The following is a 17717-nucleotide window of genomic DNA, read 5'->3' as shown; positions in this document are numbered from 1 at the left end:
ATATTCTCTATAAAATGATTAAGTAGCGTTTATCTATACCGCAAGGCTACCTTTTTTCTACTTTTATTGTTTCTGTTTATTCTAAACATTTGGTCACTTAATATTTTGCTTGCAAACCAAAATGCTAACAAGAAGTTCTCAGCATTAATCAACTAAGGAAGCAAACAAGATGAAAAAGTTATTTATAATTATTACCGTTATATTAATGACCACAGGATGTACAACGACGAAGTTATGGGAAGATGATAATCGTTTTGAAACAGTTGATTCTTATAGCATTAACGATAAAAAGGCGGTGCAGTTCTCGATTTTAATAACATGGTTCTATTAAAGAAAAACTTCTCCGTAGAATTCAAAAATTGGTTTTAACAATACATAATTTGACCAAAAATTTAGACCATTAAAATGAGCCTTAATAGCTCAACACTGAGTATTATAAAAAAGGAATAAACGATGAATAGATGGAAGTTAATATTGTTATCAATTATTTCAATGACGACAATAGGCTGCTCTAACACCCCACAAAAAGCGCTTCAAAATGAAATCGGAAAAAGTTATAACGAGATAACCTCTGCTCGTAAAAACTTTACCATCTACTTTAATTACGGAGAACTGCTGACCACTCAAAGCTATGAGGATGGCTCTATACTTTATATCCATGTTTCGAAATCTGAACTTAGTAAGTCCACATATTTAGGCGTCTATGAAAGAGTTTCTTATAAATACTCAATTTATGCTTTTAAAGTTAAAGGTGACATTATAATTGACTGGGCTTACGGTTTATATGAGCCGGAAAGTTCAAGTTCATTTATAAATGTGTTTGCCTTAGAAATTGAGACATCCAATAATCAACCATATCTATTCATAGAAAATAACTATCGACAGCTATTAAAAACCTCAGATGGAAGCAGTATAGATAGTTGGATTGATAACTCACTTTCAGCATCAAATTAACATGACTGTTGCTCTAAATAATTATTGCGTAAAGATAAATTGGATTAATGGTACGCCTCTAATCGCTTCGATAAGTATGGGTACCATTTTTTATTCTGCTTATAATAATCGACCACCTTAGGATGACTGAGTAAACGCCAGTTTGAAATAGTATCTATCGCTAGATAATCCATGCCTAGCCAACTTTCATATTTGCTTTTCTCATTAAAAAGCAGCTCAACCGCGTAATCAATATCTACCGATGACATCGCGTATATACCATGGTATCCATACGGGTCAAAGTCATCACTGCGCATATCCACTATCTTATGAGCAAGTAATTTAGCACTTTCTACATCTCCTTTTGCAACCAAAGCAGTAACTTTTACGGACATCTCAAAAGGACGGTAACCTTTAGGCCAATTTAGTTTTTCAATGAGCAATAAATTTTCGATGTACTTTTCGCTACCAGAGCTCAGTTTATTTTTGTGATAGTGATTTAAAATAATGAAATTAACATCAATAAATAGAAATCTTTTTAATGTTGAATTTATATTATTTACATCTATTTCATTCTCATAATCTTTGAATACATAAATAGGTGTTTCTAGAATTGATGTAAAAGCTGACAAATGATATGGAAAATCTAAAATAGTTTCGGGGCTTTGCTTGTCATAATATTCAATAAAAATGCTTTCATCTGCTGAAGCCAAAAATTTTCGCCACAATATGCCAAGGCTATCTCCAAAAGATACACCTCCTACGCTATTTTCTAATCGCTTATAAAGCATGTCTGAAAACACGTTGTCGGCGTTACTAGTAATAAAGTTACTCAAATAAAAAATATGTGTCCCTTGCAAAATTCGCGCATTAAAAGGATCTTTTTCAACTCCTTTTCTAAATGCATCATCAGCACTTTTCAAATCGCCATTGAGCTCAAACCACCAACCTAATACATACCAAGGCATGCCTTCTTCAGGATACAAATTTATGGCTTTATCAATATATTGGCGGCGTTCTTTGCTAAATTCAGAACTTGCTTGTTCTGCGACATAATCGCTCGCTAAAGCAAGTAAAGTCTGCAAGTTATTTTGATCTAATGAAACAGCTTTTTCTAATGCCACTTTAGCATCAACGGCAAGTTGCTCCACCAGCTTTGGATCATTGCTATACCAATTAAACATCAAGTTGCTACGGATCATATGATCGCAGATTTCGTTTAATAGACCCCAAGCATCGACAAAATCAGGATCTTCTTGAACTGCCTTTTTTAATAACTCACGTGTTCTTAATAAAGACTCTTCACTCTCTCGCTCGCTTGCCTCAATGCTTTGCGCTTTAACGTAATAGTCATAAGCTTTTACACTTTGAGTAGGCATTCCTTTTAACTTACCTACTGTACTAGGCTGTATTTTTAAATGAATTGAATTACTAATTTCGCCAGCAATTGCACTTTGAATGGCAAATACATCTCGTAGTTCACGATCAAAGTTACTGGCCCAGATATGGGTATCCGTTTGTGCATCGATTAATTGCGCTGTAACACGCACGTGGTTACCCATTCTTCGCACTGAGCCCTCTACGATGTAACGCACATTAAGCTCTTCTCCAATCTGTTTAATAGAAAGCTCAGAGTCAATGTATTTAAGGGTTGAAGTGCGTGATGATACTCGCAAATTTTTTATATAAGAAAGCTTAGTCAATATTTCTTCATGTATACCCGCAGCGAAAAACTCGTTATCAGTATTAGAGCTCATATTAATTAATGGGATAACTGCTATTGACGGTATGGTATCGGTTATAGTTTCGCTGTTAGAATCTTCTAAAATATAACTATCCCAAAGGACGAAGATTAGTGCAGATAATAATAACGCTATAATTGCGAAATCAAGTTTTCTACCGGTATCAATACTTACCGATTCTCCTTGTTTCACCTGCTCAGTTTTCATTATTCCTTGCGGTGTTAACTCAAACGCCCAAGCAAAAAATATCGCAAACGGAAAACCGATTAGTCCTATAAAGAAAACTACAGAATTTAAGTTGGACGGCAAGTTTAAGGCGGGAACTGCAACTGAAGTTACTTGGATCACCAACCAAGCAAGAGCCAAGTAAGCAATGCTTACTTTTACTACGTTTCTGCGCTTAATCTCTTTCCATAAGTCCATTAATCAAGCCATTTACTTAGGAACAAAGTCAGTTGGGTTTGCATCTAGCTTCAATCTCCTTGCTAGCATTAAACTTAGCAGAGGGCTTATGATTGCGCAAACAAGGGAGCGTGATTCGAGGTATGTCAGTTTTTGACGAAAGTGGTCAATAACCATTAGCAGTGATAATGACTCTAAAACCCGCGGTTTATTGAAAACCACGGCTCTAAAAGACGTAGACAAATCCAGCCCCAACTTCAGCATCGTAATTGTTGCGTGTTATAGGACTATCTTCGATATCGCCAACGTATTGTTCATATACCGCCTCACCGAAAATTTGCCATTGTTCGTTAATATAATGACGATAGTTATAATTGAACCCAACCGAGCGAAATACTCCGCTTAAGCTTGTTTCATCTACCCCTGATGCAGCAGACTGTTCTGCATCTATACCAAAGTCTTTATTGGCAAAATCGCTATCGTGAAATACCACAGCAACAGCAATCTCATGACCACTTCCGTCATCGTTATCACCAAACCGGCAATCAACACCTAACAGACCAACTCAGCCACTAGTACTTATTCAATCTATCCATTAACGATAATACATCGTCTCTATTAGCAACTAAGCCGCGCATGTTTACCTCGATCTGCTCAATAAGCGAATCTACTGTCACCTGCTTCTGTTTCGCTAATTCGTCAATAACTAAATTGAGAACTGAAGGCATACCAACCTTATTAGTTAACCAGCTATAGCCTCCAGGATTGTCTGTTTCAGTTAATATTCTGTTTAATTGAACTGTTTTTGCAATCTCTTTGATATGGTCACTAAACATCAATTCAACACTAATAGTAAAAAAAGCACCGGCATCTAAGTAACGTTGTATTAACTCAATAGGGCCAGAATACCAATGCACGATAGCAGTGACTTGATATTGCTCAAGCAGCTCAATGACTTTAAGTTCGGCTCCCTTAGTATGGATATTGACAACTTTATCTTGCTGTTGGGCTTTTTGTAAAAAATACTCAAAAACTTGCAACTGGGCAGGATATAAAGATTCGTCTTCTATCCAATGAAAATCTAAACCAATCTCACCTATCATAGGTGATTCATCGATAAAATGGTCAAATTCTGATAACCGTTCATTGAATTTATGGGCTTGCCATGGATGAATACCAAAAGTGGGCAGAACATAATGGCAATGCTCAGCTATTTCTTTACTCTTTACATAAGATTCAGGATCCATGGCGACAGCAATTGTGAATATCTTATGCTGCTCTATCTCATTTAAAACATCTTTTATATCAACATCATAAGTGTCGATATGAACATGGCTATCTATACGCATTAGATTTGAGGAAGTCAGAGTTAGTGGTGCAGAAAGTTTATCATCAATAAAAAATCTAAGGAATATTTTAAGTTTTAATATTTGCAACCTAAAAGCATATTGAATGCTTAATCTGTTTTGGCTCACACTAGATGTTTAATTGAGATTCAATTGTCTCGAAATACTGAAATTTGACCTAACAAATTGATGCTGAAAACGCCTCCTGAGTCATTAATGACCGACTTTTTTGTGCCAGACCCAGTCATTCACCTTTATTGCCAAGCTCATTTAAAAGACCTATAATCAGAACTATTAAAAGTCTTTTAAAAGGTTTTCAAATGACTACCCGCATATTAACAGAAATAGCAGCAAGTATTACAGAATTAAAATCTAACCCTATGAAAGTCGTGTCTAGTGCACACGGTGACCCTATTGCCGTGCTAAATAGGAATGAACCAGCTTTCTATTGTATCCCAGCAAAAGCCTATGAGCTATTAATGGAAAAACTTGAAGATCTAGAGCTACTAGCTTTAGTAGATGAACGTAAAAATGAACCTTCAATAGCGGTTAGCATTGATGACTTATAAGCTTGAATTTAAAAAATCAGCTTTGAAGGAGTGGAAAAAATTAGGTGCCACACTTCAAGCTCAGTTTAAAAAGAAGCTAATTGAACGTCTATCCAATCCTCATGTTCAGCCTGATAAACTATCTGGGGCAGAAAATTTATACAAAATTAAGCTTCGCCAAGCAGGATATCGGTTAGTTTATGAAGTTGAAGACAATGTGGTGACTATTACAGTGCTAGCTGTTGGCAAAAGAGAGCGTGGAAATGTTTATGATCAAGCATTCAAGAGACTAAATTAGTCCGCTGTGAGCGATAAGGTGACATAAAGGATAACTTGATGACATGGTTGTTAATCTCAAATTTAATACTGCTGGTTGCCAGTTACGAAGTATTGAGGTTTTCTGATAAGGCTTTAGCATCAAGAGTAAGGCTTACTGATTTGGAATGGTTCACAACTCGTTCGTCTCAACTTTATATCGGTTGGCTGTTAGCTGGCAATTTTTACAAAGATTTAGATAACTACAAGCTCAAGATATTCTTTGAAGTGTGTAGATTAATTTTATCTTTTTCTATAATTTATGCTGTATATGCTCTGATGTCGTAAACGGCAAGAAAGAGCGATAAGCGGAAGTGATAATAACTTTGGAAAGGATAGAGTGATGGCAAGAATTGCGTCTAGATATATGCCTAAGTACAAAGCTGGCAAGCCAAGTTATATTGGGATGGTAATATTCTTCCTCACTCTCATTGCAGCAGCAATATACTCCACCTCTTTTTTAGTTATATTAACCACGATAATTGTTGCAGCTGTAGTTTTGGTCTACGCTAATCAGCCCAAATATGAAAAGCACTTCAAAAAGCTATTGAAAACTCGAAAAGATAAATCAATCTGTGAGTTTGCTAAAGAATTTGATCGTAAATCAGTTGATACTTGGATTATTAGAGCAACATATGAACAAGTGCAAAATGCTTTAGATTTAAAGTATGCGTTCCCCCTAATCGGCTCAGATAGATTAATCGATGACTTACTACTAGATGGTGATGATATAGATTTGGACTTGGTTGAAGAAATATCCCAACGTACAAACCGCACACTAGAGGATATAGAGTCAAATCCGTTAATGGGTAAAGTTTATACGGTAAAAGATTTAGTCTTGTTTTTTAATCATCAACCTCAATCAAAAACTCATAATATTTAGGTAGCTGACCGTCTCTGAATGGCACATAGCGGTCATAGAAGATCCCAAATTTCGCATAGACTCGCTGAATTCCAGACACAAAAAAGCCGACTTACGTCGGCTTTTTCATCACTTGAATAAAGTGGCATCCCGTAGGGGATTTGAACCCCTGTTACCGCCGTGAAAGGGCGGTGTCCTAGGCCTCTAGACGAACGGGACGCTGAAGAGACTAATAAAGCTATGCTTTATTGTTCATAGTAGAGTAGATAACTACCCTACTGTTCACCAAAAAATGGCTAAAACCTAAGATAAAATTAAGTGGCATCCCGTACGAGATTTGAACTCGTGTTACCGCCGTGAAAGGGCGGTGTCCTAGGCCTCTAGACGAACGGGACACAGAAATTGCTTTTAAAACACTGCATATGCAGCTATTGCAATCTTTGGTGTCTGTTGAGGATTTCACTCAACTGGCACTAAGAACTTATTCACTTAACAGCGAAAATAAATTGGCATCCCGTACGAGATTTGAACTCGTGTTACCGCCGTGAAAGGGCGGTGTCCTAGGCCTCTAGACGAACGGGACGCAGAATACGCATACGAAACGAAGTTTCGTTATTCTGCGTAGAGTGAACGTTGAAACTTGTTTCAACTGAACAATCATTATTTGAATTATGTTAAACAACCCAAATTGCAGAATATTCTGTGTCTGATGAGACTTTCACTCACCTGGCACTAAGAACTTTTATTTACCTTTCGGTACAATCTATTTTCTAAAAATATTGGCATCCCGTACGAGATTTGAACTCGTGTTACCGCCGTGAAAGGGCGGTGTCCTAGGCCTCTAGACGAACGGGACACAGTAACAACTACAAAACTAGGTTTTAAAACTATGCTTTGTCGCTATTGTGCAAGTGATAAACAATGTTTAGCACTTAACATCGTATTGTCACATTATAGAATACTACAATAATAACAATGAAGTTAACTGGTGGAGCCATGCGGGATCGAACCGCAGACCTCTTCGCTGCCAGCGAAGCGCTCTCCCAGCTGAGCTATGGCCCCTCAACTTCACTTTCAACTACCTGACCTAGACTCGTTGAAAGCGAGGCGAATTCTAGGCAGTTGCACTAAAACTGTCAACACCTTTTTTGAAGAAAACGATAAAAAAGTGCAAATAAATGATTGTTCGTTCAATAATCGATCGCATTGAACAAATTTTGTTAGAAATTTGAAACAACCCTTCACAACTAGCGAACACTATTTAACCAATTATTATTCACTACTTTGTATAATATAACCGTTTTAATTATTCTATTGAATAATATTGTTTTGATAGAAAACAACACAATTTGGTAATTTAGTTGTTTTACCATTAATATAAATATACAACTATAAAAAATAATAAAGCAGATCCGTTACTTTATTTTCCATTAGATTTGCTTGGGATGATTTATGCAGTTAAAGAAATTAAAGGTCGTTGCCATTGGTGGCGGTCATGGATTAGGTCGAGTGTTATCCACCCTATCCTTTCTAGGTGACCAGCTAACTGGTATCGTTGCCACCACAGATAATGGTGGCTCTACCGGTAAGTTGCGTAAGCGCGCCAGCTCAATTGCTTGGGGTGATTTAAGAAATTGTCTAACCCAATTAGTCGATCAAGACTCTGTTGGTAGTCAGTTGTTTAATTTCCGCTTTGATGGCAAAGATGAACTCGCCGGCCACAATCTTGGCAACCTTATTTTATACGCATTAAACGATATCCAAACTCGCCCTCTTGATTCGATCAAACTAATTCGTCGCATATTAAGAGTGAAAACGCGTGTTCAGCCGATGTCTGAAACACCAACCGATCTTATGGCATTTTACGCCGAAGGCCGTTGTCGTGTTGGAGAGCTATCGGTAGATGATATGGCAACCATGCCGAAAAATATGATGTTAGCGCCACTGGTAAAAGCCATGCCAGAAACAATTAAGGCACTAGAAAACGCCGACCTAATTATTCTTGGTCCTGGTAGTTTTTTAACTTCAGTGGTACCGCCACTGTTAGTGAGAGATATTTCTAAGGCGATCAACAAAAGCAATGCTCATTGCGTTTTCATTGATAATATTGCCAAAGAAAACAGCCCTGCTGGTGAGCTATCCATCGATGAAAAATTAGAATGGATAACCTACAATATCGGCTGCCAACCTGTGGATACGGTTATTACTCAAAACCAAGAAGCAACCTCTGAATTCGTTAATTTAGTGATACAGCCACTGGCAAGTGATCGTGTGAATTATCGTCACGATAAAGTAAGGTTAGTAGATGCACTCGAACAATGTATCGAAAATTACGCATCTATTTCTAAGTTAGAAGCTGTTAATAATAAAGCAGTGAACCAGTAATAAAACCATGACCTATATATACTGAAAAGCCCGCAATTAGCGGGCTTTTTTTATGTCGTTAAAGAAAGTTGCTTAAAAATCGATTGTCACAACTCTCAAGGCACTTTAACGTCTATTTAGATGTTTTATCATCTTCACTAATACGGCTAGCGACAGCGCCAGTTTGACCTTTATATTTTGCATCTTCACGCTTATTGTACGGACGAATTGCATAATCAGACATTGTTTCGAAATTAAGCGCTGCAATTTTCATTAATGGACGCAAAGCTAATGGTAATTTACCAGAGTTGTAAAATTCTAAAACAATTTGACCCGACCAACCTGGATCGATTCGATGCGCAGTCACATGAACCATTAAACCAAGGCGTGCTAATGAAGAACGGCCATCTAACCAACCAACAATATTCGCAGGTAAAGTAACTGATTCATGAGTCACTGCAAGCGCCAACTCGCCAGGGTGCAAGAAAAATGCATCTTCATCGGCAATGTGAATTTCATCGCTCATTACCGTGTTCATTGCTTCTTGAACTTCAGCTTTAGGTCCACTTAAGTCAATATATGGTGCATTGTGGTCTTGAAAAACACGAAATTTATTACCAAGGCGGATATCAACACTTACCCCTGAAATCATTGAATCGTCAGGTGTCGGACTGATGACAATTTCACCGTCGTCAATTAAGGTTTTTATATCTTTGTCACAAAGTCTCATGTTCTATTCTTCTTTTATCGTTATTTGGGCGGTTAGTGGGCTACGATTATCTAATTGTAAGTACAATTCGGAGGCCATTTTTCGAGCTATTTTACGGTATAAATGGGTTATTTCGCTAGCAGTATTTGTTAAAACTGTTGAATTACCATTATCCATATCTTCACGCACTTCAATATCAAGCGGCAATTGTCCAAGCGTAGCGATTTTAAACTGCTTGCTTAGGGCTTCAGCACCACCTTTACCAAACAAATGTGATTGATGCTGACAGTTACTGCAAATGTGATAACTCATGTTCTCAATGACGCCAAGCACTGGCACCTGTACTTTATCAAACATACTTACACCTTTCATTGCATCTTTCAACGCAATATCTTGTGGCGTCGTTATAATTGTTGCGGCCGCAACCGGCACTTTTTGGGCAAGTGTTAATTGAATATCGCCAGTACCTGGCGGCATATCAATGATCAGATAATCTAAATCTGGCCATTCTGTTTCATTAAGCATTTGTGAAAACGCCGAACTTGCCATCGGACCGCGCCATACAGTAGCGTTATCTTCATCAACAAGAAAACCGATAGACATCGCCGTTAAACCACTAGCATCAAGTGGTTGCATGGTTTTGCCATCGACAGATGAAGGCCTTTGGTCGGCGATACCTAACATAGTAGGAATTGATGGCCCGTAAATATCGGCATCCAGTATGCCAACTTTCGCACCTTCAGCAATTAACGCATAAGCAAGGTTAACCGAAGTAGTCGACTTCCCTACTCCGCCTTTGCCTGATGCAATAGCGATAATATTTTTAAGCCCTTTAATACCATGAGTGCGAACCGCGTTTACCTGACAATCAATGAGCAGCTCGACATCAATATCAAATTCCAATACCAATTGTTGTGCCAAATTTTCAAGCTCGCCTTGGCATGGAAACGGAGTTTTAAAACTCAGTAAATAGGTATTGCCATCTTTGGTGATGGCAGGCTCAGGTATGATCGCTAAAATTCCTTTAGGGAAAACCTCAGAACTATATTGAGCGATATATTGGCTTATTGTATCTTGCATATTTTCGCCTTGATCTGGCTTGCTAAAGGGATTTTTAAACATAATGTCCGGCTTTTAGTGATTTTTATTAAATTTGTAATGAAAAAACGCCTTAAATTTTGTACTATCCGTCACCATATTTCCATTAAAATATTTTAACTTAGGCAATTAAGTCAATGACAAGCAATAATCGCAAAATTCTTGTGACCAGTGCGTTACCATACGCAAACGGCCCAATCCATTTAGGCCACCTTCTAGAATACATCCAAACAGATATCTGGGTACGCTTCCAAAAGATGCGTGGTCATGAAGCATATTATGTCTGTGCAGACGATGCTCACGGTACTCCTATCATGCTTAAAGCACAGCAATTAGGTATTACTCCGGAGCAAATGATCAACCAAGTGCGTGAAGAGCACATGGCTGATTTTGCCGATTTCCACATTGAATTTGATAACTATCACTCAACCCATAGTGAAGAAAACAAAGCCTTTGCCGAACAAATATACACACGTCTTGATGACAATGGCTACATCAAGCGTCGTACAATTTCTCAATTGTTCGATCCAGAAAAAGAAATGTTCTTACCTGATCGCTTCGTAAAAGGTACATGCCCAACTTGTAAGAGCGAAGATCAAAACGGTGATAACTGTGATAGCTGTGGTGCGACATATTCACCAACAGATTTAATAAACCCGGTATCGGTTGTTTCAGGTGCAACACCTGTGCTGAAAGATTCAGAGCATTACTTCTTTGACTTACCAGCGTTTGAGCAAATGCTTAAAGACTGGACGCGCAGTGGTGCGCTACAAGAAGAGATGGCAAACAAACTGAACGAATGGTTTGAGTCTGGCCTACAACAGTGGGATATCAGCCGTGATGCACCATACTTTGGTTTTGAAATTCCAAATGCGCCAGGTAAATTCTTCTACGTTTGGTTAGATGCTCCAATTGGATATATGGGTAGCTTTAAAAACCTATGTGATAAAAAAGGCATTAACTTTGATGAGTTTTGGAAAAAAGACTCAGAAGCTGAGCTTTACCATTTTATCGGTAAAGACATTATTTATTTCCATTCACTATTTTGGCCAGCAATGCTTAAAGGTGCTGACTACCGTCAACCGACAAGCGTTTATGCCCATGGTTTTGTAACCGTTAACGGTACAAAAATGAGTAAATCAAAAGGTACGTTCATTAAAGGCCGTACTTACCTTGAACACTTAAACCCAGAATATTTACGTTACTACTTCGCCGCTAAACTGACTTCTCGTATTGATGACTTAGATCTTAACCTTGAGGACTTCGCACAACGCGTTAATTCAGACATGGTTGGTAAAGTAGTGAACATTGCTTCTCGCTGTGCCAGCTTTATTAGTAAGAAATTTGACGGCATGCTGTCGGCAAACATTGATGATGAAGCACTTGCTAAAGAAGTTATGAACGCCGGTGACTCAATTGCCGCTCATTATGAAAGTCGTGAATTTGGTAAAGCGATGCGTGAAATAATGGCATTAGCAGACAAAGTAAACGAATATATCGCGATTAAAGAGCCATGGCAGTTAATTAAAGAAGACGGAAAGCAACAAGAAGTACAAGACATTTGTTCTTTAGGTATTAACTTGTTCCGTATTTTAATGATTTACTTAAAACCAGTATTGCCAGAGCTTTCAGCTAAAACAGCTGGCTTCTTAAACGATGAGCTTAACTGGGATGGTCATAAAGCGCTATTACAAGATCACAAAATTAATAAATTTAAAGCGTTAATGCAACGCGTAGAAATGGATAAGATTAACGCCATGGTAGAAGATTCAAAAGATAACTTGGTTGCTGCACAAGCAGAACCAGTAACTGGTCCATTAGCTGATGATCCTATTGCAGACGAAATTGGTTTTGAAGATTTCGCTAAAGTGGATTTACGTGTTGCTAAGATCGTTGTCGCCGAGCATGTTGAGAAAGCAGACAAACTGCTGCGTATCGAAGTAGATTTAGGCGGCGAAACTCGTCAAATTTTTGCGGGTATTAAGTCAGCGTATCAACCGGAAGACTTAGTCGGTAAATTAACGGTAGTTGTCGCTAATTTAGCACCTCGTAAAATGCGTTTTGGTATGTCTGAAGGAATGATTATTGCGGCAGGCCCTGGAGGTAAAGATATCTTTATTCTTAACCCAGATGATGGTGCACAACCTGGTATGCGCGTGATGTAAGATTGCCTAAAGGCCGCTACATTAAATTAAGCATTTAAAAGGGAGCGTTGGCTCTCTTTTTATTTTTGAAACGAATCTACCAATGCTTGTTAATTAGATAAAAACTGACTGACCTGTTGTGCTATTAACAACCCTTGACGTAATCCAGTTTCGGCAGCAGCAGACTTTTTCTCAGGCGCCAGCGGATCTTTCCCCATTTGTTGTTTCGCTATCAAATCAGGGGTGATCAAAAACACTTTTGCCCCATTGCTTTCAAGCAAGGTAATCTCTTGTTGTAAATTATTACCTGGAAAGCTGCCGTGCCCTTCCCCCATAGGAGAGAGAATTAGCACCTTATCAGCACCAATAGCAAGATCGGCGTTATTTAATGAACGGACGCCACCATCAATAAAATACTCACCGTTAATTTTGTGAGCGGGCCAAACAAGCGGAACAGCACAACTTGCGGTAACGGCGTCAGCAAGCATTACATTAGAACTTTGATTAAATACGGCTTTATCACCAGTTTCAGCATTTAAAGCAACTATATTAACAGCGCTATGCCAATGATCGCCGCTTAATCGAGATTTAACCGCTTCAAATCGCTGCGTTGTTAATTCAAATCCCCTTTTTAATGCTATCTCAGCAACTTTTTTTCGAAATGCTCGCGGTTTCTTCCAGTAAAAAAGCGCAGGGAGCAACTTAAACAATAACCACATTTTATTTAACTTGGGTTTAAATTCACTACTTTGCTTTGTTGACTGCACCTGATTTAGGTACAATTCGCCAATTGGCACCTCACTATATATTTGCGCCGCAACCGCAGAGCCTGCAGATGTGCCAATTGCTTTAGAGAATGATTGTGGCGATATATCGTGCTGTTCCAACGCTGACAAAATACCTGTCATCCATGCAATACCAGTTAAGCCACCACCACCGAGTACTAGAGTGTTTTTATTCATATTGTTTTAATATTGTTTTTAGTTTTTGTTATACAAAATTAATGGCAATTCGATAATTTGAGGTTACCATTCAATTTTAATTTTAGTGCCACTATCAACAAGCTCAAGCAACTCATCCATTTCTTTATTAGTCAACGCAATACAGCCATTGGTCCAGTTAAAACGCTGTACCAGCTTAGGATTTTTAGTCGACTCATTTTTTTGACCGTGGATCATTATTTGCCCGCCAGGATGAACGCCAAGTTCATTGGCATTTTTAATGTCATTCAGATTAGGGTAGTTAATATGAAAAGCTCGATAAAAAGCTGAGTTTTCTTTCTTGTAATCAAGAACATAGTTACCTTCAGGAGTCCTGTTATCCCCTTCTTGTACTTTGTGGCCTTTAGGGTTTTCACCAAGGGCGATATGGTATTGTTTGACAATCTTGCCTTGCGATAGCAGATACATTTTGCGAGCAGATTTATCTACTTTCACTAAATCGATAGTGAAATGTGCATTGTTAATGCTACTAATACTGTTGGCTACTGCTAACTGACAAAATGCCGTTAAACAGACAATTAAAAAGACTCGTTTAATGATCATATTATCGCGTTGTAATTCTCTTCTATTTTATCTGGCTTGCTAAGTAACCAGTTAAGGTTAAGATAGCCTGATACTACGAAATTAGGAAGCATTTAACAAATGCTAACCCATTGGTTAATTGACACCAATACCATTCAAATTGAGAAAACCTCTTTTCAGTAGATAGTTTACCCTTTACTTAAAGGCACTCTCTGCACATTATTTATTCTAGCAATTTATCAAACTCATGGTATTGAATACGAATGTCTAAAGATAAAAAACAAAACCCAACAATGATAGACGCTCCATTTGCAGCGGTTACAACAAAGTCGCCTGTAAATACTATAGGTATAGGCGAGTTATATGCCCAGGACCCAATAGAAGCTGATTTAAAAGTCTTTGGCCGCACCCACGATCCAATTACCCGCCGTGGATTTTTACGTGGCTTAACGGCAATGACAACCCTACTTGGCGCAGAAATCGTGTTTAGCCGATTTATGCCCGCAGGTCTCATACCTGCAGCACTGGCGCAAACAACCGAAAAGTTTATGATTGAAGGAAAAGATCCGGGGTTAATCGTACTAAATGATAAACCCATCAATGCCGAAACGCCTGCTCATTTGCTTGACGACAACATTACCCCTGCCAACAGATTATTCGTTCGAAATAATGGCATTCCACCAAAGAACATTGACGCAGAGAATTGGACACTTACCATAGCTGGCGAATCAGTTAAACAATCAAAAACCTATACCTTGGCTGAATTGAAGTCAAAATTTAAGCATCATACCTATCAATTAACCTTAGAATGCGGTGGTAACGGTCGTAGCGAGTTTAACCCACCAGCAAAAGGTAACCAGTGGACCACAGGTGCTATTGGCTGCCCAGAGTGGACTGGCGTGCGTCTGAAGGACGTATTGGCAGACTGTGGCATTAAAGACGATGCCGTTTATATTGGCTATCACGGTGCAGATTCACATTTAAGTGGCGATCCAAATAAAGCAGCAATCTCTCGTGGTGTACCAATCAATAAAGCATTAGAACAAGAGTCGTTAATCGCCTGGGCAATTAATGGCGAAGACATGCCGGTGATGAATGGCCATCCTTTGCGTTTAGTCTTTGGCGGTTGGCCGGCATCTACAGGCGGAAAGTGGCTAACAGGAATCGATATCCGTAATAAAGTTCACGACGGTGCAAAAATGACGGGAACTGCTTATCGAGTGCCTTGCGAGTCAGTAGCACCTGGGAGTAAAGTTGCTGACGAAGACATGTGCATCATCGAAAATATGCCGGTTAAATCACTCGTTACCTTTCCAAAGTCTGGAGTATTGCAAAAACTCGACACTAAGATGACCGTTAGAGGACACGCTTGGGCTGGCGATAAAAGCGTTGTTGCAATGCAAGTATCAATCGACTTCGGACAAACATGGCAAGATGTCACGGTTACCAAGCCTGTAAACCAAAACGCATGGCAACATTGGAAAACCGAGGTTTCTTTTCCAAAACCAGGATATTACGAAGTCTGGGCGAAAGCCACTGATTCGGACGGGATTAGCCAGCCAATGATTTTACCCGGCTGGAACCCTAAAGGTTATTTAAACAATGCCTGCCATCGAATTGCAGTAAAAGTTGTTTAGGAATAATGATGAAGAAATTACTCTCAATATCAATAGTCATGGCTCCAGTAGTTACTGCGTTAATTTTAGGATTTTCTGCAATTGCAGCACCAAATAAAACCTATGATATCGATCCGCCTACAGGGCTAATTATTGATGAAGGCTTTATTATGGTAAAAGCTCATTGTACTGCCTGCCACAGTGCCAAATTGGTGACTCAAAATAGAATGAGTCGTGATACCTGGCTAGAAACAATTCGCTGGATGCAGAAAAGCCAAGGATTGTGGCCGCTGATGGATAATGAGAAAGTGATTTTGGATTACTTAGAAAAGCACTACAGTCCTAAAGATACTGGTCGACGTAAAAATTTACCTGAGCATTTGTTACCAACTAAAGATTGAGTATTAAATTAGTTTTAGTCAGCTAATTTGTTGGCTTTGGATTAGGCTTAGCCAAATTAGCAATAAAAAACCCGCTTACGCGGGTTTGTTTATTTATATAAGCATCGAATCGTCGATTAAGACATATGCATGATCATGCTTGTCGGATCTTCTAGGAACGACTTCCAAAGATTACAGAAACGAGCGATTGTGCCGCCATCAATTACGCGATGGTCTCCAGACCAACTTACTTGCATAATTGAACGCGCTTCAACTTCACCTTTATCATTAAAACGAGGCAGTTTTTGCAATTTACCTAACGCAACAATTGCTACTTCAGGCTTGTTTATAATTGGCGTAGCAATTGTTCCACCTAGTGCACCGATATTAGAGATACTGATTGTACCGCCTTTAATATCTTGGGTAGCAACACGACCGTTACGAGCGTCATTGGTTAATCGACTTACCTCTTTCGCTACTTCAATAATTGAAAGGTTTTGTACTTGTTTAACATTAGGCACTAACAAGCCAACTTTTGAATCAACTGCCATACCAATATTATGATCATCAAAATACGTTAACTCAGTGCAATCATCGTTCACTTTCGTATTTACTAGTGGGAACTCTTTGATTGCTAATGACATTGCTTTCATAAAGAAAGGCATCATAGTTAATTTAATATCTTGTTTTGCATAAACTTCTTTAAGTTTTAAACGCAACGCAATAAGGTCAGTCATGTCAATTTCTTCACAGTAAGTGAAGTGAGGGATTGTCGATACTGAAGCAACCATCGCTTTCGCCATCGCAGCTTTAACACCACGAATCGGTTCAACTCTATTTTCGCCCGCTGTTGCAGAAACTGTCGCTGTAGCTGCTGTCGCCGCAGTGCTTACCGGAGCTTCATTAAAGTTAACAACGTCTTGTTTATATACACGACCTTTTGGTCCTGTACCTGGCACCTCATGAATATTGACATTTAATTCACGAGCCACACGTCGAACCGCAGGACTTGCTAATGCTTTACCTGTATTACTCTTTTGTGCAACAGGTGCTGCCTCGTCTTGCTTAGTAGCAACAGTCGGCGCTTTAACTGGCGCTGATGCCGCTTTTTGAGGCGCTGATACAGTGTGCGCAGTTGGCGCTGCAGCAGCTGGAGCACCACCGGTAATTTCAATAGCAAACAATGGCTGGTGTACTTTTGCAATGTCACCTTTGGCATAGTGAAGTTTAACCACTTTACCTGCATATTTTGCTGGAATTTGTACCAACGCTTTATCGGTCATTACATCGACAACGGCTTGATCTTCTTCGATCATATCGCCTTCGCTTACTAACCAATCAACAATTTCACATTCAACAATGCCTTCACCAATATCCGGTAAGATAAAGTCATCGATTACCGTTTCCGAGCTCGCAGACACTTCGGTTACAACAGCAGCTTCAACCGCTGGAGTTTCAACTGCTGGCGCAGCAGGAGCAGCAGCGTCGCCTTCTGGTGTCATAGCAAACAATGGAGAATGAACTTTGGCAATATCGCCTTTTGCGTAATACAACTTGTCAACAACGCCAGAATGCATTGCTGGGATTTGCACTAATGCTTTATCAGTCATTACGTCAGCAACAGGTTGGTCTTCTTTAATGTGTTCGCCTTCAGCTACTAGCCATTCAACCAGTTCACATTCAACAATACCTTCACCGATATCTGGTAATATAAAATCAATACTCATCGATAAAT

General features: G+C 39.0%; 16 protein-coding genes and 5 tRNA genes. 8 read left to right on the top strand and 13 right to left on the bottom strand.

The window, feature by feature from the left end; genetic code table 11:
- The first annotated feature begins 453 nt into the window (after positions 1–453).
- The gene (locus LT090_RS06560) at positions 454–954 is read left to right on the top strand and encodes a hypothetical protein (RefSeq protein ID WP_068545140.1); all 501 of its coding nucleotides are present in this window, start codon (positions 454–456) and stop codon (positions 952–954) included.
- Between the two features lie 44 nt (positions 955–998).
- Here the strand turns inward: LT090_RS06560 and LT090_RS06555 are convergent, their stop codons facing one another.
- From LT090_RS06555 to LT090_RS06545, 3 genes are all read right to left on the bottom strand, one after another.
- A complete protein-coding gene (locus LT090_RS06555; protein ID WP_068545139.1) occupies positions 999–3098 on the bottom strand; it encodes a hypothetical protein in 2100 nt (699 codons plus the stop codon).
- Positions 3099–3303: 205 nt separating this feature from the next.
- Positions 3304–3570, bottom strand: a complete 267-nt coding sequence (locus LT090_RS06550) for a MipA/OmpV family protein (protein WP_068545138.1) — start codon at positions 3568–3570, stop codon at positions 3304–3306.
- Positions 3571–3649: 79 nt separating this feature from the next.
- Entirely contained in the window at positions 3650–4552 is a 903-nt protein-coding gene (locus LT090_RS06545) for a TatD family hydrolase (protein ID WP_157726592.1), read from the bottom strand.
- A 191-nt stretch (positions 4553–4743) separates the two neighbouring features.
- Here LT090_RS06545 and LT090_RS06540 point away from each other — a divergent pair, with 191 nt between their 5' ends.
- The 3 genes from LT090_RS06540 to LT090_RS06525 all read left to right on the top strand — a co-directional run bounded on the left by LT090_RS06540 (position 4744) and on the right by LT090_RS06525 (position 6169).
- Positions 4744–4992 carry a type II toxin-antitoxin system Phd/YefM family antitoxin gene (locus LT090_RS06540; RefSeq protein ID WP_068545137.1) on the top strand — a complete coding sequence of 83 codons (249 nt, stop codon included), beginning with the start codon at positions 4744–4746 and terminating at the stop codon, positions 4990–4992.
- Positions 4982–5269: a type II toxin-antitoxin system RelE family toxin gene (locus LT090_RS06535; protein WP_068545136.1), complete on the top strand. Its 288-nt coding sequence runs from the start codon at positions 4982–4984 to the stop codon at positions 5267–5269. Before LT090_RS06540 ends, LT090_RS06535 begins: the two co-directional genes overlap by 11 nt.
- 360 nt (positions 5270–5629) lie before the next feature.
- Entirely contained in the window at positions 5630–6169 is a 540-nt protein-coding gene (locus LT090_RS06525) for a hypothetical protein (RefSeq protein WP_082897059.1), read from the top strand.
- A 122-nt stretch (positions 6170–6291) separates the two neighbouring features.
- Here LT090_RS06525 and LT090_RS06520 read toward each other — a convergent pair.
- From LT090_RS06520 to LT090_RS06500, 5 genes are all read right to left on the bottom strand, one after another.
- Positions 6292–6367 (bottom strand) — tRNA-Glu (locus LT090_RS06520).
- A 100-nt stretch (positions 6368–6467) separates the two neighbouring features.
- Positions 6468–6543 (bottom strand) — tRNA-Glu (locus tag LT090_RS06515).
- A gap of 112 nt (positions 6544–6655) precedes the next feature.
- Positions 6656–6731 (bottom strand) — tRNA-Glu (locus LT090_RS06510).
- 197 nt (positions 6732–6928) lie between these two features.
- Positions 6929–7004 (bottom strand) — tRNA-Glu (locus LT090_RS06505).
- Between the two features lie 130 nt (positions 7005–7134).
- Positions 7135–7210, bottom strand: a tRNA-Ala gene (locus tag LT090_RS06500).
- Positions 7211–7600: 390 nt separating this feature from the next.
- Here LT090_RS06500 and LT090_RS06495 point away from each other — a divergent pair.
- Positions 7601–8533: a gluconeogenesis factor YvcK family protein gene (locus LT090_RS06495; RefSeq protein WP_068545134.1), complete on the top strand. Its 933-nt coding sequence runs from the start codon at positions 7601–7603 to the stop codon at positions 8531–8533.
- 112 nt (positions 8534–8645) lie between these two features.
- On the opposite strand, the gene dcd is transcribed toward LT090_RS06495, so the two are convergent.
- Complete coding sequence (gene dcd / locus LT090_RS06490) at positions 8646–9242, bottom strand: dCTP deaminase (RefSeq protein ID WP_068545133.1); 597 nt, start codon at positions 9240–9242, stop codon at positions 8646–8648.
- A 3-nt stretch (positions 9243–9245) separates the two neighbouring features.
- Complete coding sequence (gene apbC / locus LT090_RS06485) at positions 9246–10301, bottom strand: iron-sulfur cluster carrier protein ApbC (protein ID WP_198360650.1); 1056 nt, start codon at positions 10299–10301, stop codon at positions 9246–9248.
- 155 nt (positions 10302–10456) lie between these two features.
- Here apbC and metG point away from each other — a divergent pair, with 155 nt between their 5' ends.
- Positions 10457–12484 (top strand): methionine--tRNA ligase, encoded by a 2028-nt coding sequence (gene metG, locus LT090_RS06480; protein ID WP_068545132.1) that lies wholly within the window; start codon positions 10457–10459, stop codon positions 12482–12484.
- Between the two features lie 89 nt (positions 12485–12573).
- On the opposite strand, the gene LT090_RS06475 is transcribed toward metG, so the two are convergent.
- Both LT090_RS06475 and LT090_RS06470 read right to left on the bottom strand, forming a co-directional pair.
- Positions 12574–13425 carry a patatin-like phospholipase family protein gene (locus tag LT090_RS06475; RefSeq protein WP_068545131.1) on the bottom strand — a complete coding sequence of 284 codons (852 nt, stop codon included), beginning with the start codon at positions 13423–13425 and terminating at the stop codon, positions 12574–12576.
- Positions 13426–13488: 63 nt separating this feature from the next.
- Complete coding sequence (locus LT090_RS06470) at positions 13489–14007, bottom strand: L,D-transpeptidase family protein (protein ID WP_082897057.1); 519 nt, start codon at positions 14005–14007, stop codon at positions 13489–13491.
- Positions 14008–14279: 272 nt separating this feature from the next.
- On the opposite strand from LT090_RS06470, the gene LT090_RS06465 reads away from it, so the two are divergent.
- Positions 14280–15623: a sulfite oxidase gene (locus tag LT090_RS06465; protein WP_068545339.1), complete on the top strand. Its 1344-nt coding sequence runs from the start codon at positions 14280–14282 to the stop codon at positions 15621–15623.
- 8 nt (positions 15624–15631) lie between these two features.
- Complete coding sequence (locus LT090_RS06460; RefSeq protein ID WP_068545130.1) at positions 15632–16003, top strand: hypothetical protein; 372 nt, start codon at positions 15632–15634, stop codon at positions 16001–16003.
- 116 nt (positions 16004–16119) lie between these two features.
- Here the strand turns inward: LT090_RS06460 and LT090_RS06455 are convergent, their stop codons facing one another.
- Positions 16120–17709: a dihydrolipoyllysine-residue acetyltransferase gene (locus tag LT090_RS06455; protein ID WP_068545129.1), complete on the bottom strand. Its 1590-nt coding sequence runs from the start codon at positions 17707–17709 to the stop codon at positions 16120–16122.
- Positions 17710–17717: the final 8 nt, after the last annotated feature.

The sequence above is a fragment of the Thalassotalea crassostreae genome, from assembly GCF_001831495.1.
In the GTDB taxonomy this organism is placed as follows: domain Bacteria; phylum Pseudomonadota; class Gammaproteobacteria; order Enterobacterales; family Alteromonadaceae; genus Thalassotalea_A; species Thalassotalea_A crassostreae.
This window is presented reverse-complemented; position numbering and strand designations above follow the sequence as displayed.